The organism is Kribbella lupini (genome assembly GCF_039529595.1).
Lineage (GTDB): Bacteria > Actinomycetota > Actinomycetes > Propionibacteriales > Kribbellaceae > Kribbella > Kribbella lupini.
On sequence record NZ_BAAANC010000001.1, the window covers coordinates 1,560,423 to 1,578,930 of the forward strand.

Annotated in this window: 19 protein-coding genes; 13 read left to right on the forward strand and 6 right to left on the reverse strand. The window is 69.5% G+C overall.

Going from position 1 to position 18,508, the window contains the following annotated elements; genetic code table 11:
* Positions 1 to 2 precede the first annotated feature (2 nt).
* The 3 genes from ABD235_RS07150 to ABD235_RS07160 are packed head-to-tail and all read left to right on the forward strand — an operon-like array spanning position 3 to position 2,088.
* Positions 3 to 710: a histidine phosphatase family protein gene (locus ABD235_RS07150; protein WP_344171216.1), complete on the forward strand. Its 708-nt coding sequence runs from the start codon at positions 3 to 5 to the stop codon at positions 708 to 710.
* Positions 711 to 724: 14 nt separating this feature from the next.
* Positions 725 to 1,300 (forward strand): DUF3090 domain-containing protein, encoded by a 576-nt coding sequence (locus ABD235_RS07155; RefSeq protein WP_344171218.1) that lies wholly within the window; start codon positions 725 to 727, stop codon positions 1,298 to 1,300.
* On the forward strand, positions 1,297 to 2,088 hold the full coding sequence (locus ABD235_RS07160) for an SCO1664 family protein (RefSeq protein ID WP_344171220.1): 792 nt from the start codon (positions 1,297 to 1,299) through the stop codon (positions 2,086 to 2,088). Before ABD235_RS07155 ends, ABD235_RS07160 begins: the two co-directional genes overlap by 4 nt.
* Here ABD235_RS07160 and ABD235_RS07165 read toward each other — a convergent pair.
* Positions 1,997 to 2,950: an AraC family transcriptional regulator gene (locus ABD235_RS07165; protein ID WP_344171222.1), complete on the reverse strand. Its 954-nt coding sequence runs from the start codon at positions 2,948 to 2,950 to the stop codon at positions 1,997 to 1,999. The two genes, ABD235_RS07160 and ABD235_RS07165, sit on opposite strands and share 92 nt — an antisense overlap.
* A gap of 89 nt (positions 2,951 to 3,039) precedes the next feature.
* Here ABD235_RS07165 and ABD235_RS07170 point away from each other — a divergent pair, with 89 nt between their 5' ends.
* Both ABD235_RS07170 and mshC read left to right on the forward strand, forming a co-directional pair.
* Entirely contained in the window at positions 3,040 to 3,879 is an 840-nt protein-coding gene (locus tag ABD235_RS07170) for an NmrA family NAD(P)-binding protein (RefSeq protein WP_344171224.1), read from the forward strand.
* 73 nt (positions 3,880 to 3,952) lie between these two features.
* Positions 3,953 to 5,173, forward strand: a complete 1,221-nt coding sequence (mshC, locus tag ABD235_RS07175; protein ID WP_344171226.1) for a cysteine--1-D-myo-inosityl 2-amino-2-deoxy-alpha-D-glucopyranoside ligase — start codon at positions 3,953 to 3,955, stop codon at positions 5,171 to 5,173.
* Here the strand turns inward: mshC and ABD235_RS07180 are convergent.
* Positions 5,163 to 6,122, reverse strand: a complete 960-nt coding sequence (locus ABD235_RS07180) for an AraC family transcriptional regulator (protein ID WP_344171228.1) — start codon at positions 6,120 to 6,122, stop codon at positions 5,163 to 5,165. The genes mshC and ABD235_RS07180 overlap by 11 nt on opposite strands.
* Before the next feature lie 113 nt (positions 6,123 to 6,235).
* Between ABD235_RS07180 and ABD235_RS07185 the strand changes: the two genes are divergently transcribed.
* Positions 6,236 to 6,937, forward strand: coding sequence for an SDR family oxidoreductase (locus tag ABD235_RS07185; protein ID WP_344171230.1), 702 nt, complete (start codon positions 6,236 to 6,238; stop codon positions 6,935 to 6,937).
* A 3-nt stretch (positions 6,938 to 6,940) separates the two neighbouring features.
* Here the strand turns inward: ABD235_RS07185 and ABD235_RS07190 are convergent, their stop codons facing one another.
* Genes ABD235_RS07190 through ABD235_RS07200 form a run of 3 tightly spaced genes read right to left on the reverse strand, consistent with a single transcriptional unit; the run spans position 6,941 to position 9,546 of the window.
* Positions 6,941 to 7,840: a hypothetical protein gene (locus ABD235_RS07190; RefSeq protein ID WP_344171232.1), complete on the reverse strand. Its 900-nt coding sequence runs from the start codon at positions 7,838 to 7,840 to the stop codon at positions 6,941 to 6,943.
* An 11-nt stretch (positions 7,841 to 7,851) separates the two neighbouring features.
* Positions 7,852 to 8,628, reverse strand: coding sequence for a L,D-transpeptidase (locus ABD235_RS07195; protein WP_344171234.1), 777 nt, complete (start codon positions 8,626 to 8,628; stop codon positions 7,852 to 7,854).
* A gap of 54 nt (positions 8,629 to 8,682) precedes the next feature.
* On the reverse strand, positions 8,683 to 9,546 hold the full coding sequence (locus tag ABD235_RS07200) for a polysaccharide deacetylase family protein (RefSeq protein WP_344171236.1): 864 nt from the start codon (positions 9,544 to 9,546) through the stop codon (positions 8,683 to 8,685).
* 56 nt (positions 9,547 to 9,602) lie between these two features.
* Between ABD235_RS07200 and ABD235_RS07205 the strand changes: the two genes are divergently transcribed.
* Complete coding sequence (locus tag ABD235_RS07205; protein ID WP_344171238.1) at positions 9,603 to 9,965, forward strand: MerR family transcriptional regulator; 363 nt, start codon at positions 9,603 to 9,605, stop codon at positions 9,963 to 9,965.
* Between the two features lie 43 nt (positions 9,966 to 10,008).
* Here ABD235_RS07205 and ABD235_RS07210 read toward each other — a convergent pair whose 3' ends face one another.
* Positions 10,009 to 10,854, reverse strand: coding sequence for a PAC2 family protein (locus ABD235_RS07210; RefSeq protein WP_344171240.1), 846 nt, complete (start codon positions 10,852 to 10,854; stop codon positions 10,009 to 10,011).
* A 175-nt stretch (positions 10,855 to 11,029) separates the two neighbouring features.
* On the opposite strand from ABD235_RS07210, the gene ABD235_RS07215 reads away from it, so the two are divergent.
* The 6 genes from ABD235_RS07215 (at position 11,030) to ABD235_RS07240 (ending at position 18,487) form a co-directional block, all read left to right on the forward strand.
* Complete coding sequence (locus ABD235_RS07215; RefSeq protein ID WP_344171242.1) at positions 11,030 to 11,680, forward strand: HAD family hydrolase; 651 nt, start codon at positions 11,030 to 11,032, stop codon at positions 11,678 to 11,680.
* A 58-nt stretch (positions 11,681 to 11,738) separates the two neighbouring features.
* On the forward strand, positions 11,739 to 13,313 hold the full coding sequence (locus tag ABD235_RS07220; protein ID WP_344171244.1) for an ABC transporter substrate-binding protein: 1,575 nt from the start codon (positions 11,739 to 11,741) through the stop codon (positions 13,311 to 13,313).
* 180 nt (positions 13,314 to 13,493) lie between these two features.
* Complete coding sequence (locus ABD235_RS07225) at positions 13,494 to 14,486, forward strand: ABC transporter permease (RefSeq protein WP_344171247.1); 993 nt, start codon at positions 13,494 to 13,496, stop codon at positions 14,484 to 14,486.
* Between the two features lie 53 nt (positions 14,487 to 14,539).
* Positions 14,540 to 16,318, forward strand: a complete 1,779-nt coding sequence (locus ABD235_RS07230; protein ID WP_344171249.1) for an ABC transporter substrate-binding protein — start codon at positions 14,540 to 14,542, stop codon at positions 16,316 to 16,318.
* A gap of 73 nt (positions 16,319 to 16,391) precedes the next feature.
* Positions 16,392 to 17,432 (forward strand): ABC transporter permease, encoded by a 1,041-nt coding sequence (locus ABD235_RS07235; protein ID WP_344171251.1) that lies wholly within the window; start codon positions 16,392 to 16,394, stop codon positions 17,430 to 17,432.
* A complete protein-coding gene (locus ABD235_RS07240) occupies positions 17,429 to 18,487 on the forward strand; it encodes an ABC transporter ATP-binding protein (protein WP_344171253.1) in 1,059 nt (352 codons plus the stop codon). Before ABD235_RS07235 ends, ABD235_RS07240 begins: the two co-directional genes overlap by 4 nt.
* Positions 18,488 to 18,508: the final 21 nt, after the last annotated feature.

Below are 18,508 nucleotides of genomic sequence, written 5' to 3' on the forward strand. Positions count from 1 at the left end.
CTATGCCCACGGTGATTCTGGTCCGGCACGGCCGTAGTAGTGCCAACACATCCGGCGTACTGGCCGGCCGGACGCCGGGCGTGAAGCTCGACGACACCGGCGTGCAGCAGGCGACGGCCGTCGCGGAGCGGCTGGCCGGGCTGCCGCTGGCCGCGATCGTCACCTCGCCGCTGGACCGCTGCAAGCAGACCGCCGCGGCGATCGCCAAGCACCACCCCGAGTTGCGTCCGGCAACGGACCGGCGGCTGACCGAGTGCGGGTACGGCGACTGGACCGGCCAGAAGATCGGCACGCTGGCCAAGGACCCGTTGTGGACGGTGGTGCAGCAGCACCCGTCCGCGGTGACCTTCCCGAACGGCGAGTCGATGCGCGGCATGCAGCAGCGCGCGGTCGACGCGATCCGTGCCCACGACGCCGAGTTGGCCGCGAGCCACGGTCCGCAGGCGCTCTGGGTCGCGGTCTCGCACGGCGACGTGATCAAGGCGATCGTTGCCGACGCCCTCGGTCAGCACCTGGACACGTTCCAGCGGATCGTCGTCGACACGGCCAGTACGACGATCATCAGCTACACGCCGACCCGCCCGTTCCTGGTCCGGCTCAACGACTCCGGCAGCGAGCTGGCCTCGCTGGTGCCGCCTCCGCCGAAGGCGAAGAGGGGGACCAGGAAGTCCGCCGTACCCTCCTCCGACGCCGTTGTCGGTGGCCGGTAGATAGGGTCTGAGGTATGGCGCGCGTAGTGCATTCGTACGACGACCCGGACCGGTTCGTCGCCGGCACCGTGGGAGAACCCGGTGCCCGGACGTTTTTCCTGCAGGCCCGGGCCGGGACCAGGATCACCTCGGTGGCCTGCGAGAAGGAACAGGTGATGGCGCTCGCGGAGCGGCTCGACGTGATGCTGGACGAGGTGGCCCGGCGGTTCGACCGCGAGCCGGCCACGGTCACCGGCGTGGACGACACCGACCCGCTCGAGCAGCCGATCGAGGAGGAGTTCCGGGCCGGCACGATGACGCTGGCCTGGGAGGCCGACGCCGAGCGGGTGGTGATCGAGGTGTTCGCGGTCGTCACCGGCGAGCAGGCCGAGCTGGAGGAGGCCGACCCCGTCGCCGCGGCGATGGAGGCGGAGGACTCCGAGGTGTTCATCGTCCGGATCAGCGAGGAGCAGGCCCGCGGGTTCGCCCGGCGGGCGGTCGCGCTGGTCGCGTCCGGCCGGCCGAGCTGCCCGTTCTGCGGCCGGCCGATCGATCCTGAGGGACACATCTGTCCGCGGGCCAACGGCTATCGCAGGCACGTCCGCGAATGATCGATCCAGACCTGCTCGCTCGGGGCGAGCTGTCCCTGAACGGGCGACTGGTGGCCGCGTCGAACGGCACCTTCCAAGGTGTGGTCAGCCTCGATGACGAGACCGCGACGGTGGTCTACAAGCCGGTCGAGGGCGAGCGGCCGCTGTGGGACTTCCCGGACGGGACGCTGGCGCAGCGCGAGTACGCGGCGTACGTCGTGTCGGAGGCGCTCGGCTGGAACGTCGTACCGCCGACGCTGCTGCGCGACGGGCCGCTCGGCGAGGGCATGGTCCAGCTGTGGATCGACGAGGTCGAGCTGCCGCCGGGCGAGACCGAGCTGGTCGACATCGTGCCGCAGGGGCGCGTGCCGGCCGGGTGGGTCGGCGTGCTGGACGCTCTGGACGGGCGGCACAACCCGGTGACCCTGGTGCACGCGGACAACGAGCAGCTGCGGCGGATGGCCGTGTTCGATGCCGTGGTCAACAATGCCGACCGCAAGGGCGGGCACGTGCTCAACCCCGGCGACGGGCGGGTGTTCGGGGTCGATCACGGCGTGACGTTCAACGCCGACGACAAGCTGCGGACCGTGTTGTGGGGCTGGGCGGGTGATCCGATCCCCGGCGAGCTGCTGGACGACGTACGGAAACTCGCGGACGGGCTGGCCGGGGCGTTCGGGCAGGAGCTGTGCTCGCTGATCACCGCGGTCGAGCTGAGCGCTACGCGGGAGCGGTGCGCGGCGTTGCTGAAGTCGGGGAGCTTCCCGTACCCGAGCGACGACTGGCCGGCGATCCCTTGGCCGGCGTTCTGAGCCGGTTCGGGCTGGTGCCGCGTTCGCGCTTGAACGCGGTGCTGAAGCTGAACGCGTCCGCGTAGCCGACGCGGCGGGCGACCGCGGCGACGGTCGCGTCCGGTTCGGTGAGCAGGTCGGCGGCCAGCGACATCCTGAGGTTGGTCAGGTAGGTGAGCGGCGGCTCGCCGATGAGGTCGGTGAAGCGGCGGGCGAGCGTCGTACGGGAGACGTTCGCCCGGGCGGCGAGCGATGCCAGGGTCCAGGGCGCCTCCGGGGAGGTGTGCAGGGCTTGGAGGACCGGCCCGATGGTGGGGTCGCCGGCTGCCTTGTACCAGGGCGGGGTGTTGAGCTCGAACCAGTCGCGCAGGGCGCAGACCAGCAGCCAGTCGATCAGCCGGTCGAGCACGACACGGCGGCCGTGGGCGCCGGCCGCGATGCGTTCTTCGAGGTAGTCGCGCAGCGGTTTGCAGTCGTGGTCGGACGGGACGACGACCGCACGGGGCAGCTCGCGCAGCAGGCGGGTGGGGAGGCCGGCGCGGACGTTCGCCGCACCGGCGAGGAGCACCGTGCCGCCGGTCGTTTCGTCGTACGGCGTGCCGAGGACGGTGCCGTCGCAGGAGATGTCGAGGGTCGCGCTCGGGCGGTCGGGATCGTCGGTGACGACGAACGGCTCGGCGCCGTGCACGACGGCGGTGTCGCCGGGACGGACGAGGAGCGGCGTCCCGTCCGCGACGATCCAGGCGTTGCCGCGCAGCGGTGCGATCAGGGTGAGCTCGGCGCGATCGGCGAAGCGGAGAGCGTAGGGGGCGGCGAGCACGGGCGTGCCGAGCACGGCACCGTCGGCCCGGACGGCACGCAGAAGATCGTCGAGAGGTTCCACCGCACCACGATAGGCAGATGGGACGGACGGACATGGGGAGTGAACGCTGACCCATGGGGTTCATGACGTCTCGCCGGTTGAGTGTGGGTATGACGATTTTGGTGCTTGGAGCAACGGGTAAGACGGGGCGGCGACTGGTTGCTCGGTTGCGGGGGATGGGGGTTGAGGTGCGGGCGGCCTCTCGATCTGGGGAGGTGCGGTTCGACTGGGCGGATCGGGCGGGCTGGGCGAGTGTGGTGCAGGGCGTCTCCGCGGTTTACCTGGTGGCGGCGGAGGAGGCGGAGCCGGTTGAGGCGTTTGTCGAGTTGGCGGTTGAGGCCGGGGTGAAGCGGTTTGTGGTGTTGTCGGGACGGGGGATCGATCGGGCGGGTGAGGCGTTGCCGGCGCGGGCCGACGGGTCGCCGGGAGTGTTCGGGCCGGGGATGGTGACGGCGGAGCGGGCTGTGGAGGCGTCGGGTGCGGAGTGGTCGGTGATCCGGGCCAACAACTTCGCGCAGAACTTCTCCGAGGACGTGTGGACGGCACCGGTCGAGGCCGGGCGGCTGGCGTTGCCGTTGGGGGCTGTGGGAGAGCCGTTCGTCGACGTCGAGGACGTAGCCGAGGTCGCGGCGGTGCTGCTGACCGAGGACGGGCACTCCGGACGGATCTACGACGTCTCAGGCCCGGAGTCGCTCACGTTCGCGGAGGCGGTCGAGGTGATCGGCCGCTGGACGAAGCCGATCGAGTACGTCGAGCTGACGCCCGAGCAGTACGCCGACGAGCTGCGCGGCGAGGGCTACCCGGAGGAGGTCGTGGAGGTCCTCGACGCGATGTTCGGGATCATGCGCGCCGGCCATCTGAGTACGCCGGCCCAGGGCGTCGAGCAGGTGCTCGGACGCCCGCCGGCGAGCTTCACGGCGTACGCCGAACGGACGTTCGGGAACAGGTAGCAGAACCTGCCCGGAGGACCGGAGAGTGGGCCTCCGGGCAGGACCGGTTTGCTGACTGGATAGGCTCCGTCCCATGCAGGCGTGGACGAATCCAGACATCCCGGTCGTACCCGGGCCGGCCCGGCGTCTTCGCCTTTACGACACCGCCTCCGGCGGCCTGGTCGAGGTGCCGCCCGCCGACGACGGCACGGCGCGGATGTACGTCTGCGGCATCACGCCGTACGACGCGACGCACATGGGCCACGCGGCGACGTACGTGACCTTCGACCTGATCAACCGGCTCTGGCGCGACGCCGGGTACGGCGTGCACTACACGCAGAACATCACCGACGTCGACGACCCGCTGCTCGAGCGGGCCACCGCGACCGGGGTGGAGTGGACCGACCTGGCGGAGCGCGAGATCCAGCTGTTCCGCGACGACATGACCGCGCTGCGGGTGATCCCGCCGCAGGAGTACGTCGGCGTGGTCGAGTCGATCGACCTGGTCAGCGACGCGATCGCGGACCTGCAGCGCGCGGGTGCCGTGTACTCCGTCGACGAGGACCTGTACTTCGCGGTGAAGGCCGACCCGGCCTTCGGCAGCGTCTCGAACTACGACGGCGAGACGATGCGCGCGCTGTTCGCCGAGCGCGGTGGCGATCCGGAGCGCGAGGGCAAGCGGGACCCGCTGGACAGCCTGCTGTGGCGGGCCGAGCGTCCGGGGGAGCCGGCGTGGGACTCGCCGTTCGGTCGTGGCCGACCGGGCTGGCACGTCGAGTGCTCGGCGATCGCGCTGAAGCACCTCGGGATGACGTTCGACGTCCAGGGCGGCGGGAGCGACCTGATCTTCCCGCACCACGAGATGTCGGCCAGCGGCGCGCAGGTGGCGACCGGGGAGTTCCCGTTCGCCCGGGCGTACGTGCACCAGGCGATGGTCGGCCTGGACGGCGAGAAGATGTCCAAGTCGAAGGGGAACCTGGTCCTGGTCTCGCGAGAGCGGCAGGCCGGCTCGGACCCGATGGCGATCCGGCTCGCGCTGCTCGCGCACCACTACCGGACCGACTGGTTCTGGACCGACTCCGACCTGCTCGACGCGCAGAACCGGCTCGACGTCTGGCGCGGCGCGATTGCCCGTGGCACCGGTCCGGACGGGGCCGCGGCGGTCGACGCGCTGCGGGCGGCGTTGACGAACGACCTGGACACGGTCGCGGCGCTCTCGGCGATCGACACCTGGGCCGAGACCAACGGCGACGACACCGAGGCTCCGGCCCTGGTGGCTCAGGCGATCGACGCGCTGCTGGGGATCAAGCTCTAGCTGGTACGGCGTACGCGTCGGTCTGCTGCTCGGCGCGGGCGGTGACGCGGTAGCGGCCGGGGGACTGGCCGCGGGACCGCGTGAAGGCTCGGCTGAAGGCGTACGGCGTCGTGTAGCCGACGCTGCGAGCGATCGTGTCAAGGGTGTCGTCGGAGTCGCGGAGGCGGCGGGCGGCGAGGTCCATCCGCCAGCGCGTCAGGTAGGCGCCGGGCGCTTGGCCCGTCGTGCTGGCGAAGCGGCGGGTCAGCGTCGCGCGGGAGACGCCGAGCTCGGCGGCCAGCAACTCCGTGGTCCACGGGTGGGCCGGATCGTCGTGGAGCTTGGTCAGGGCGGCTGTCAGCAGTGGGTCGTCGAGTACGCCGAGCCAGGTCTCCTTGGCCTCCTCCGGCCGGCGCGCGAGCCAGACCCGGAGGAACTGGATCAGCAGGATGTCGACCAGCCGGTTGAGCACCACCGAGGTCCCCAGCTGCGGATAGGCCAGCTCACGGGTCAGCAGCCGGACGGAGTCGTCGAGACAGCTGCCGCTGCTGTCGGCCGGCAGGTGCACGACCTCCGGCAGCAACTGCAGGATCTGGGTCGACACCGCCGGGTCGTGCGAGTACGTCGCCGCGAGCATCCGGCTCTGCACCTCACCCGTCCCGAACCGGAGTACGTCGCCGGTCAGTTGGGCGTGCGAGGCCGCGTCCGGATCACACTCCGGCGCCCTCGCGCCGGGGTCGCTGCTGAGCGTGTGGCTGACACCGGTCGGCAGCAGTACGACGTCGCCAGGCGACAGGCGCAGCGGCTCGCGGCCGTGGATCGCGAGCCACGACGTACCGGCGGTGACGGCGTAGAAGGCGGCGCCGGGGATATGGGTCCACTGCAGGGCCCAGGGCTCGGCGCCCTCGAGCCGGACTCCGAGCGTCCCCTGGACGCCACCGACGGCGAGCACCTCCGCGAGCAGATCCATGCCGCCAGTCTATGCACCAGACGGTTATCGATGTGCGCCGAATGATCATCGTCCGGTGCAGCAGCTGGTTCCTACGGTGGTCTCACCACCACCACTTCAGCAAGGAGTCAGCTGTGAAACTGTCCGGAAGCACCGCCCTGATCACCGGCGCGAACCGCGGGATCGGCCGGCACTTCGTCGACGGGCTGCGCGAGCGCGGCGCGCACAAGATCTACGCCACCGCGCGGACGCCGCAGCCGATCGAGCTGCCTGGCGTCGAGGTGCTGCCGCTCGACGTCACCGACCCCGCATCGATCGCGGCGGCGGCCGCGCGGGCCGGTGACGTCGACCTGTTGATCAACAACGCCGGGATCACCACGCACCAGCCACTCGTCACCGGCGACCTCGACGAGATCCGCCGCGAGCTCGAGACCCACTTCTACGGCCCGCTGGGCACGATTCGGGCCTTCGCGCCGATCCTCGCCGCGAACGGCGGGGGCGCGATCGTGAACATGCTGTCGGTGCTGTCCTGGCGCGTGTTCCTCGGTGCCGGCGGGTACTCCGCGGGCAAGGCGGCCGAGTGGAGCCTGACCAACAGCGTCCGCCTGGAGCTCGCCGGGCAGGGCACGCTCGTCAGCGGCGTGCACGTCGGCGCGGTCGACACCGACATGATGGCCGGCTGGGACGTGCCGAAGGTCGATCCGGCCGAGCTGGTCAAGATCGTGCTCGACGGGCTGGAGAACGACGAGCTCGAGATCCTCGTCGACGAGCCGGCCGCCGCCGCGAAGGCAGCGGTGGCCGGTGATCTCCGCGCGATGTACCCGGAGCTGGGCTGAGAACTAGCCGGTGACCGGGTGGTGCGTCTTGACCGGGGTCGGGACCGGAGCGGCCGGCGGGTAGCCGACGTCGTCACCGGGGACGGGCTCGGGACGGAGCGTCGGCTTGGGGGTGGGCGTGGCCTTGGCGGCCGGCTTGGCACAGGTCGCCGAGGCCAGGCGGATCACCTGGGCGCCGTCGCCGAGGTTGATGGTCAGGCCGGTGACGGTGAACGAGCCGTCGGTCGCCTGCGTCTGCTGGTTCACGGTGATCGTGGCCAGCGGCGCGGCCGGGATGACGGCGCCCTGCTCGGTGCCGGGAATCTGGATCTTCTGGCCGAGCAGCGTCAGCGAACCGACGTCGACGCCACCCTTGTCACCGGCGCACCAGACGTTGACCGAGTCGATGCCGAGGATCGAGCTGGGCGGCGTGAGCAGCAGGTTGCACAGGTCGGGCAGGTTCTTCGCCGGCAGGTCGACCGTGCTGAGGTCCGGCAGCGGCAGGCCGAGATCGGGCAGCGGCAGATCCGGGACCGGCAGGTCGTCGGCGCCGGTTGGGGGGAGCGAGGCGCAGGACTTCTTCAGCTCCGGCGGGAGCTGGACGCTGTCGAGCGCGCCCTTGCCCACGGTGACGTCGAGCAGCTCGACCGATGCCTTGTCGTTCCCGGCGGTGACGGTCGCGGCCCGAGCGGACAGCAGCGGGTTCTTCGGCAGCTCGAGCGCCGACGAGCTTCGCTGACGGCCGTCCCGCGACTCGACGTACGGCGTCTTGCTGACCGGCACCTGGCCGTCCGCGCCGATCGCGTACGCCGACGAGGGCCGGTCGGTCGCGTTGCCGGGCTGGGCGCCGGTGACGAGGGTCAGCACCACGACCCCGGTGACGGCCGCGGCCGTCGTGACTGCCGGAACGATGTGTCGTCGCATCTGTCTCACCCTCATTTGCTGTCGATCAGAACGAGCGTCCCCAGGGGAACGCGTTGCAGCTTGTCGAGCGCGGTCTGCGGGACGCGCACGCACCCGGCGCTGACCGCGGCGCCGAACACGTCGGGTCGCGGCCAGCCGTGGATCGCGACCGTGCCCGGTCCACCACCGAACGTGTCGAGCGTCGGGCTGTGGGCGCCGAGCGGCAGGACGACCGGCGACGCCGACCGCTTCGGGTCGATGATCGACCCGAGCAGGAACGTCCGGCCCGGGGGAGTCGGCGTCTTCTGCGCGCCGACGCCGGCCTTCCACCTGCCCAGGCGCTTCTCCCCGTCGTACAGCTCCAAGGTCCGGGAGCCGGTGTGCACGCGGATCGTGTACGGCGAGGAGGCGTGATCCAGGTCCTCATCGACCAGCCAGCCGGTGGAGCGGTTGGGCTTCGAGGGCAGCAGTACGCGTACCCAGCCGTCGACCCGCTCGACGACCGGCAGCCAGGTCGCGCCGAACTGCGCCGTGCCGATCTTGGCGAACGGCTCGCCGTCGGGCGCCGAGAACACGGCCGTCTCCGCGCGGGGATGCACCACCACTCCGTCGGTCGCGGCGAACGGCTGCGAGTCGAGCGGCGCGGTGCTGATCGTCGCGTGCGTCGACGAGGCCGCGAGCGTGGTCAGGTCGACGTCGGGCTTCCCGTCGTCGAGCAGCGCGACGGCCCCGGCGATCCCGAGCACGGCAAGCACCGCCACCGCGGCGACCGAACTGCCGCCCCGCTGATCCCGCGTTGCCCCACGCATCCGAACTCCCCGTACGTCCGCCGTCCGACGACGACAATAGGACGATCGCGTTTATTACGCCACAGTATGTGACACCCCGGTCCGGTAGTGGTCGGCGATCTCGTCGCTGGTGGTCAGCCAGATGTCGGGCTGCGCGGCGAGGTACTCCAGCGCCAGATCGAGGTACTTCGCGCGGAACGGCTGGCCGATGACGAACGGGTGCAGCGCGAGCGCCATCACCCGTCCGCTGTGCTCGGAGTCGGCGCGCAGGACGTCGTACTGGTCCTTGACCATCTGGAGGAAGTCGGGGCCGGTGAGGCCGCGCAGGAACAGGCCGAGGTCGTTCAGCTCGACGGTGTACGGGACGCTGAGCATGCCGGGGACGTTGAGCGCGTACGGCTGGTCGTCGTTGGTCCAGTCGAGCACGTAGTCGTAGCCGAGCTCGGCGAGCAGCTTCGGCGTGTGCCAGGTCTCGGTGAGCGCGGGGCCCATCCAGCCCCGCGGGCGTTTGCCGGTGGCCTTCTCGATGGTGTCCGTGATGCCGGTGAGGATGTCGCGCTCCTCGTCCGGCTCGTACGCCGTGTGCAGGACCGAGTTCGTCGAGCCGTGCGCCAGCCAGGCCCAGTCGCGCTCGACGCCGGCCTCGACGATCTGCGGGTTGTGCTCGGCGACCATCGCGTTCAGCAGCGTGCTCGCGCGCACGCCGTACCGGTCGAGGATGTCGATCGTGCGCCAGACGCCGACCCGGGCGCCGTAGTCGCGCCAGCCGTGGTTGAGCGCGTCCGGGACGAGGTCGAGCGGCCAGATGCTGGTCGACGGGCGGTCGACGAGGAAGTGCTCGACGTTCAGGCCGACGTAGAAGGCGACCTTCTTCCCGTCCGGCCAGCTGACCGGCGGGCGGTGCGTGATCGGGCTGTAGTCGAAGAGTTCGAGTGTCATACCGGCACGGTAAAATCTGACATCAGTGTCAGGTTCAAGTCCTTGCGGGAGGTCGCGTGCGGATCGGTGAGCTCGCCCGGCGTACTGGCGTGAGCGAACGCTCGCTGCGGTACTACGAGACCCAGGGCCTACTCGTCTCGGACCGCACGCCCGGCGGCCAACGGACCTACCCCGAACGAGCCGTCGACCGCGTCATCCTGATCCAGGAACTCTTCGCCGCCGGACTCCACAGCGCGAAGATCGCCGAGCTCCTCCCGTGCATGCGAGACCCCGACGGCGCCCCCAACGAACGCGCCACCCCCGCGCTCGTCTCGTCCCTCACCGCCGAACGCACCCGCATCAACCAGCTCATCGCCGACCTCACCAGATCCCGAGCGGTCCTCGACGAGGTCATCGAAACCGCAGCCCGCGAGCTGTAGCAACCCGCTGACTACCGACCGGGGCCGAGGTCCCGCGTTCGGCTCAGTCCGGGTGGTTCTTGTTGCGCCTTCTGAGGTAGCGCTCGAACTCGGCGGCGATGGCGTCGCCGGAGGCTTCGGGGAGGTCGGTGGTGTCGCGTTGTTCCTCGAGGGTGGCGACGTACTCGGCGACCTCGGGGTCTTCCTCGGACAGTTCGTCGGCGCCGCGTTGCCAGGCGCGGGCCAGTTCGGGGAGCTCGCCTTCCGGGATGGGGAGATCGAGCAGGGCCTCGACCTTGCCGAGGAGGGCGAGGGACGCCTTGGGGCAGGGAGTGCCGGCGATGTAGTGGGGGATCGCGGACCAGATGGAGACCGCGGGGACGCCGAGGGTGCCGCAGAGGTCGGCGAAGACTCCGGAGATGCCGGTCGGGCCCTCGTACGTCGACGGCTCGAGGCTCCACGACGCGGTCAGTTCGGGGTCGGACGACGACGCGCTGACGGGAATCGGGCGGGTGTGCGGCGAGTCGGCGAGCAGAGCACCCAGTACGACGACGAGCTGCGCGTTCGACTCGTCGACCAGCGCGAGCAGCTCGCGGCAGAAGGTGCGCCAGCGCATGTTCGGCTCGATGCCGCGGATCAGCAGCACGTCGCGGTCGGTGTCCTCCGGGCGGGCCAGGAAGACCCGCGTGGTCGGCCACGTCAGGCGGCGTACGCCTTCGTCGTCGAAGCCGACGGTGGGGCGGTTGACCTGGAAGTCGTAGTAGTCCTCGGGGTCGATCGCGGTGACCAGTTCGGCGTCCCACTCGTCGATCAGGTGGTCCACCGCCCCGGTGGCGGCGTCGGCGGCGTCGTTCCAGCCTTCGAACGCGGCGATCACGACCGGGTCCCTCAGGTTCGCGAGGTCGGCCACTCGCCACCCCCTGTCCTACTCGTCTCCCGTACGGCGTTCGTACCGGACTGCCAGCCTACGTCTCCGCTCATCACCGTGCGTCCGGTTTCACGCCCAGCGGAACGTGTCGGACAGGGCCTAGTAAAATTCCTACCGGACCACGACCCCAGCACGACGAAAACTGAGGAGCTTCCCCTTGACGCTGCGCGCGGTGCTGTGGGACATGGACGGCACGCTGGTCGATTCCGAGCCGGTCTGGGCGCGGGTGCAGATCGACCTGCTCGGCGAGCTGGGCGCCGTGTGGACGGTCGAGGACTGCGTCAGCCTGGTCGGCTCCGACCTGCGCGACGCGGTCGTCGCGTGGATGGCGCGGATCCCCGAGGGCGCGATCACGGCCGAGGAACTGGCGGAGCGGATGTTCACCCAGGTCGTCGAGACGCTCCGGAACGAGGTCGAGTTCCGGCCGGGCGCGCTGGAGCTGCTGCAGGCCTGCGTCAAGGAGGACATCCCGTGCGCGCTCGTCTCCGCGTCGTACCGGGTGATGATCGACGCCGTCCTCGGGCACTTCCCGGACGGCCTGTTCGCGACCGTCGTCGCCGGTGACGAGGTCGAGCACGGCAAGCCGCACCCCGAGCCGTACCTGACCGCCGCCAAGGCGCTCGGCGTCGACCCGGCCGACTGCGTGGTGATCGAGGACTCCCCGGGCGGCACCGAAGCCGGTACGGCGGCCGGTGCGTTCGTGGTCGCGGTTCCGCAGTGGGTGACGATCCCGGACGCACCGCGCAGGCTGGTGCTGCAGTCGCTCGAGCCGCTGACCCCGGAGTCGCTGCGCGACCTGCTCCGCTGAGGCAGTACCGTCTTTGGTTGTGCCCGCGGGGGCGACTGGGGACGAGAGGGTGGATGTGGTGAAGGTGTACACGCGCCGGGTGGTGGCGGTGGCCACTGCCGGCGTACTGGCGGCGTCGTTGGCGTCGTGCGGGGACAAGACCGGCAACAACTCGGCGCCGCAGCAGACCGGTGAGCCGCCACGGCAGCTCACGTTCAAGGTCGCCACCACCGACACCGTCACGTCGCTCGACCCGGCCGGCCCGTACGAGGTGGGATCCCGCACCCTGCAGGCGAACCTGTTCCAGACGCTGCTCACGATCACCGGCGACAAGCCGACGCCGGTACCGGACGCCGCGGACTGCCAGTTCGACGCACCCACGACGTACACGTGCAGCCTGAAGAAGGACCTGACCTTCCCGAACGGGCACGCCCTGACCTCGTCCGACGTGAAGTTCAGCTTCGACCGGATGCTCAAGCTCAAGACGCCCGGCGGCATCGCCGGCCTGTTCGGCTCGATCGCGTCGATCAGTACGCCGGACGACCTGACCGCGGTGTTCACGCTGAAGAAGCCCGACGCCCGCATCCCGTACCTCCTGACCACGACGGCCGCCTCGATCGTCGACGAAGAGGTCTACCCGGCGAACAAGCTGATGCCGGCGAAGGCGGTCGGCAGCGGCCCGTACGAGCTGACCGCCTACCAGCCCGGCGCGAGCGCGTCGCTGACCAAGTTCAAGGCCTACAAGGGCCCGCGGGCCGCGCAGAACGACGGCATCGACCTGACGCTGCTGCCGGACTCGGCGGCGTTGAGCAACGCGGTCACCACCGGCAAGGCCGATCTCGCCTTCCACGGCTTCGGCGCCACCGACCTCGACAAGCTGCGCACCGGCGGCAAGGTCCAGGTCGTCGAGGCGCCCTCGGCCGAGATCCGCTACTTCTCGTTCCACTTCAAGTCCGCGGTGTCGCGACGTCCCGCCGTACGGCGGGCGGTGGCGCAGCTGATCGACCGGAACGCCATCGCGAAGAAGGCGTACGGCGACCAGGTGACCCCGCTGTACTCGGTCGTCCCGCCGGAGGCCGGTGGGCACGTCGACGCGTTCCGCACGGAGTACAAGGAACCGAACAAGGCCGCCGCGGCGGCGATGCTGCGCGAGGGCGGGATCACCACGCCGGTGCCGTTGACGCTCGGCTGGACGCCGACCCGGTACGGCGCCGGCGCGAAGGCCGAGGTGACCGAGCTGAAACGCCAGCTGGACGCGTCCGGTCTGTTCCGGGTGACGTTGCGCAGCGTCGAGTGGCCGAGGTACCAGCAGCTCGCCCGCAGCGGTGCGTTCGACCTGCACCACTCGGGCTGGCTGCCGGACTACCCGGACCCGGACGACTACCTGGTGCCGTTCGTCCGCGAAGGCGCGATCTACCAGAACGGCTACCGGTCCCAGACGGCCAACAAGTTGCTGGATCAGGAAGTCGCCGAGCAGAACCAGCTGAAGCGCGAGGAGATCCTCGAGCAGGCGCAGGCGGTGATCGCTCGTGACGCCCCCGTGATCCCGGTGTGGCAGGGTCGGCTGACGGTGGTGGCCGGTCAAGAGATCAAAAATGTGACCAGTACTCTCAACCCGTTGTCCTACCTGACCTTCTCGGCGTTGCGGAAGTAACTGTCCGGAGGCTTCGTGCAACCCTGAGATCTGTCCACGATACGGGACGATCTCCTCGGCATCACGATCGGGCAACGCCCTCTTTCCGCGTTTGACTCCGGCCGGTTCTGGCGGCAGGTTAAGGCGGCAGCCATGTCCGGTTTCGGTCGGTCACCACTACGAGGCAGGGGAACACAACGCGTGAGCACGCCACTCGAGGTCGAGCCGGGATCTTCGTCGGCACAGCCGGAAGCCGTTCTCGAGGGTGTTCGCAAGATCGAGGGCCGGTCGCTGTGGCAGATCTCCTGGATCCGGCTCAAGCGGGACAAGGTCGCGATCGCCGGCGGCATCATCGTGCTGCTGCTGATCGTGGTCGCGATCTTCGCGCCGCTGATCTGCAAGGTCGTCGGCGTCACGCCGGACGAGTTCCACCAGGACCTGGTCGACCCGTCGCTGCAGACCCCGATCGGCAAGCTCGGCGGGATGAGCTGGGACCACCCGTTCGGTGTCGAGCCGGTCAACGGCCGCGACATCTTCGCCCGGATCGTGTACGGCGCCCGCATCTCGCTGCTGATCGCGTTCCTGGCCACCTTGCTGTCGGTGGTGATCGGCGTCGCGATGGGCATCATCGCCGGCTACTTCGGCGGCTGGATCGACACGCTGATCAGCCGGCTGATGGACATCTTCCTGGCCTTCCCGCTGGTGCTGTTCGCGCTGGCGCTGGTCGGCGCCGTACCGGACTCGATCCTCGGCCTGCAGGGCGACGCGCTGCGGGTGGCGCTGATCGTGTTCATCATCGGCTTCTTCAGCTGGCCCTACATCGGCCGGATCATCCGCGGCCAGACGCTGTCGCTGCGCGAGCGTGAGTTCGTCGACGCCGCCCGCAGCCTCGGCGCGCGGCGGCCGTACATCCTGTTCACCGAGCTGCTGCCGAACCTGATCGCGCCGATCCTGGTCTACGCGACGCTGCTGATCCCGACCAACGTGCTGTTCGAGGCCGGCCTGTCCTACCTCGGCGTGGGGGTCCGCCCGCCGACGGCCAGCTGGGGCGACATGCTCTCGATCGCCGCGAACTGGTACCAGGTCAACCCGACGTACATGGTCTGGCCCGGCCTGTCGATCTTCGTCACGGTGCTGGCCTTCAACCTGTTCGGGGACGGGTTGCGGGACGCGCTCGACCCACGCTCGCGCTGACTTTTCGCCAACCAGGGAGCCTGGCTCTCACGAAAAAAGGGGTGCAACAACAGATGAGATGGAATCGCATCACGACGGCCACCGCCGTCGCTGCGGCCGTCGCCATGAGCCTGGTGGCTTGCGGTGGGGGACCCAAGGCCACTCCCGGAGGGTCCAACTCGGCGGGTGGAACGACGGCGGAGTTCAACGCGGCCGTCAACAAGGTGTTCAACCCGAGCGACAAAAAGGGTGGCACCTTGCGGATGGCGATCACCGAGAACTGGGACTCCACCGACCCTGGTGACACCTACTACGGCCTGTCCTGGAACCTGGTCCGCAACTACGTCCGGCCCCTGATGACCTTCAAGGTCGCTCCGGGCGCCGACGGTGCGAAGCCGGTCCCGGACCTCGCCGAGGCGCCGGGCGTGCCCAGCGACGACGCCAAGACGTGGACCTACAAGATCCGCAAGGGCGTGAAGTTCGAGGACGGCACCGAGGTCACGTCGGCCGACGTCAAGTACGCCGTCGCGCGCTCGCTCGACAAGGCGACGCTGCCCAGCGGCCCGACGTACTTCAACGACTTCCTGCTGGACGTGCCGAAGGGCTACAGCGTCTACAAGGACCCGTCGCTGGCCGGGGTCGCCAAGGCGATCGAGACGCCGGACGCGAACACGATCGTGTTCCACCTGAACAAGTCGTTCGCCGGCTTCGACTACTTCGCGCAGCTGCCCTCGACCGCTCCGGTGCCGAAGGCCAAGGACACCGGCGCGAAGTACAAGGAGCACCCGGTCGCGACCGGCCCGTACAAGTTCGAGAGCTACGACGCGAACAAGGGCATCAGCCTGATCCGCAACGACCAGTACGACCCGGCGACGGACCCGGACACCGGCCGCAAGGCGCTGCCGGACAAGATCACCGTCGCGTTCAACGTGAACGGCACCGACATCGACAACCGGCTGATCGCCGGTGACCTCGACGTCGACATCGCGGGCACCGGCGTCCAGCCGGAGACCCAGGCCAAGATCCTGGCCGACCCGAAGCTGAAGGCGAACGCCGACAACGTCGCGGCCACCCGCCTGAACTTCACCGTGCTGAACACCGAGGTCCCGCCGCTGAACAACCTGGACTGCCGCAAGGCGATCCTGTACGCCGCCGACCACGAGGGCTACCAGCGCGCGTACGGCGGTCCGATCGGTGGCGACATCGCCACCAACCTGATGCCGCCGCTGGTCGTCGGTGCGGAGAAGTTCGACGACTACGGCTTCGAGGCCAACAAGAACGGTGACGTCGCGAAGGCCAAGGAGTCCCTGGCCAAGTGCGGTCAGCCGAACGGCTTCAACATCAACATCTCCTACCGGGCCGACCGGGCCAAGGAGAAGGCGGTCGCCGAGACGCTGCAGCAGTCGCTGAAGCGGGTCGGGATCAACCTGACCACCAAGCCCTACCCGACCGGTGACTACACCAAGCTGTACGCCGGCAAGCCGGACTTCGCCAAGGCCAACAAGCTCGGCCTGATCGTCTACAGCTGGGGTGCCGACTGGCCGGACGGCTTCGGCTTCCTGAGCCAGATCGTCGACAGCCGGACCATCCGCGCCACCGGTGGTAACACCAACCTGGGTGTCCGGATCCCCGAGGTCGACGCCCTGATCGACAAGGCGCTGACGACCACCGACGAGGCGGCCCGCAACAAGCTGTGGCTGGACGTCGACAAGAAGGTCATGGAGCAGGCCGGCGTGCTGCCGGGCACCTGGGCCAAGGGCCTGCTGTACCGCCCGACCACCCTGGCCAACGTGTTCTCCAACGACGGTCAGAACATGTACGACTACGCCGGGATCGGGCTCGCCCAGAAGTAGTCCTCGGTTGCCCTGAACAACCATCATTCGCCAGCAGAGGTAGGTGAAGGCTGACGGTGGCCGGTGATCAGCGATGATCACCGGCCACCACGCCGAGCACGTGTTCGCATATCTGGTCCGCCGGGTGATCGGGGCGGTCATCCTGCTCTTCATCGTCACGGCCGTGACGTTCTCGATCTTCTTCCTGGTTCCCAAGCTCGGCGGTGCGACCGCCGACGACCTCGCCTCGCGCTACGTCGGCAAGAGCGCGGGGGCGGAGCAGATCCACGAGACCGCGGTGCGGCTCGGCTTCACCGACCCCCTCTACGTGCAGTACGGCCGGTTCGTGAAGGGCCTGGTCGTCGGCACGGAGTACAACTACGGGCCGACGACCGAGCACTGCCCGGCGCCGTGCTTCGGGTACTCGTTCCTGACCCAGCAGCCGGTGTGGCCGGACCTGGTCGCGCGAATACCCGTCACCGCCTCGCTGGCGGGTGGTGCGGCCTTCATCTGGCTGATCACCGGCGTCGGCACCGGCATCATCTCCGCGCTCAGACGAGGCTCGCCGCTGGACCGCGGCATGATGTCGGTCGCACTGGCCGGCGTCTCGCTGCCGATCTTCTTCACCGGCCTGCTGTCGCTGTCGATCTTCAGCTACAACCTGGGCTGGACCGCGCAGGGCGGGACGAACCCGCTCGACGAGACCAACCCGATCTGGTGGGCCTACGACCTGATCCTGCCCTGGGTCACGCTGGCCTTCCTGTACGCCGCGGCGTACGCGCGACTCACCCGGGCCGGCATGCTCGAGACGATGAACGAGGACTTCGTCCGGACCGCCCGGGCCAAGGGCCTGACCGAGCGGACGGTCGTGGTCAAGCACGGCCTGCGCTCGGCGCTGACCCCGATCCTGACCATCTTCGGCCTGGACCTCGGCCTGCTGATGGGTGGCGCGATCCTCACCGAGACGACGTTCTCGTTGCCGGGCATCGGTCAGTACGCCGTGATCGCGCTGCGCGCCAACGACCTGCCGAAGGTGCTCGGCGTGACGCTGGTCGCCGCGTTCTTCATCGTGCTGGCGAACCTGATCGTCGATCTTCTCTACGCCGTCGTCGACCCGAGGGTGCGAATCTCGTGACCGAACCTCAAGACACCGTCCAGCGGATCGAGCGCGGCGAGGCCTTTCTCGACGTCCGCGACCTGAAGGTGCACTTCCCGACCGACGACGGCGTGGTCAAGTCCGTCGACGGTCTGTCGTTCAAGCTGGAGCGCGGCAAGACGCTCGGCATCGTCGGCGAGTCCGGCTCTGGCAAGAGCGTCACCAGCCTGTCGATCATGGGCCTGCACAAGGCCGGTACGGCGAAGATCAGCGGCGAGGTGTTCCTGGACGGCCAGGACCTGGTCTCCAGCAGCGCCGAGGAGGTGCGGCTGCTGCGCGGCAAGCGGATGGCGATGATCTTCCAGGACCCGCTGTCGGCGATGCACCCCTTCTACACCGTCGGCCAGCAGATCGTCGAGGCCTACCGGGTGCACAACAAGGTGACCAAGCAGGTCGCCCGCAAGCACGCGATCGACATGCTCGACCGGGTCGGCATCCCGCAGCCGGACAAGCGCGTGGACGCCTACCCGCACCAGTTCTCCGGCGGCATGCGGCAGCGCGCGATGATCGCGATGGCGCTGTCCTGCGACCCCGACCTGCTGATCGCCGACGAGCCGACCACCGCGCTGGACGTCACCGTGCAGGCCCAGATCCTGGACCTGATCCGCGACCTGCAGCGTGAGTTCAACTCCGCCGTCATCATCATCACCCACGACCTCGGCGTCGTCGCCGAGCTGGCCGACGACATCCAGGTGATGTACGCCGGCCGCGCGATCGAGTACGGCACCGCGGACGACATCTTCGAGCGCCCGCAGCACCCCTACACCTGGGGTCTGCTCGGCTCGATGCCGCGGATCGACCGGGAGCGCACCGAGCGGCTGATCCCGATCAAGGGCAGCCCGCCCAGCCTGATCAACGTCCCGACCGGCTGCGCGTTCAACCCGCGCTGCAACTACTCGCAGCTGAACGGCGGCCTCAGCGAGACCGACCGGCCCGAGCTGCTGGACGTCGGGGGCGGCCACCAGGTGGCCTGCCACCTGTCCGGCGCGGACCGCGAGCGGATCTGGGCCGAAGAGATCAAGCCGAAACTGTGACGGATCCTGGGAACGACGGAG

Bases quoted from the DNA above. Each gene is read 5' to 3' on its own strand.
- ABD235_RS07160 (WP_344171220.1), top strand. From the start codon at position 1,297: ATGATCGATCCAGACCTGCTCGCTCGGGGCGAGCTGTCCCTGAACGGG.
- ABD235_RS07170 (WP_344171224.1), top strand. From the start codon at position 3,040: ATGACGATTTTGGTGCTTGGAGCAACGGGTAAGACGGGGCGGCGACTG.
- ABD235_RS07150 (WP_344171216.1), top strand. From the start codon at position 3: ATGCCCACGGTGATTCTGGTCCGGCACGGCCGTAGTAGTGCCAACACA.
- ABD235_RS07200 (WP_344171236.1), bottom strand. From the start codon at position 9,546: ATGACACTCGAACTCTTCGACTACAGCCCGATCACGCACCGCCCGCCG.
- ABD235_RS07155 (WP_344171218.1), top strand. From the start codon at position 725: ATGGCGCGCGTAGTGCATTCGTACGACGACCCGGACCGGTTCGTCGCC.
- ABD235_RS07195 (WP_344171234.1), bottom strand. From the start codon at position 8,628: ATGCGTGGGGCAACGCGGGATCAGCGGGGCGGCAGTTCGGTCGCCGCG.
- ABD235_RS07230 (WP_344171249.1), top strand. From the start codon at position 14,540: ATGAGATGGAATCGCATCACGACGGCCACCGCCGTCGCTGCGGCCGTC.
- ABD235_RS07180 (WP_344171228.1), bottom strand. From the start codon at position 6,122: ATGGATCTGCTCGCGGAGGTGCTCGCCGTCGGTGGCGTCCAGGGGACG.
- mshC (WP_344171226.1), top strand. From the start codon at position 3,953: ATGCAGGCGTGGACGAATCCAGACATCCCGGTCGTACCCGGGCCGGCC.
- ABD235_RS07190 (WP_344171232.1), bottom strand. From the start codon at position 7,840: ATGCGACGACACATCGTTCCGGCAGTCACGACGGCCGCGGCCGTCACC.
- ABD235_RS07235 (WP_344171251.1), top strand. From the start codon at position 16,392: ATGATCACCGGCCACCACGCCGAGCACGTGTTCGCATATCTGGTCCGC.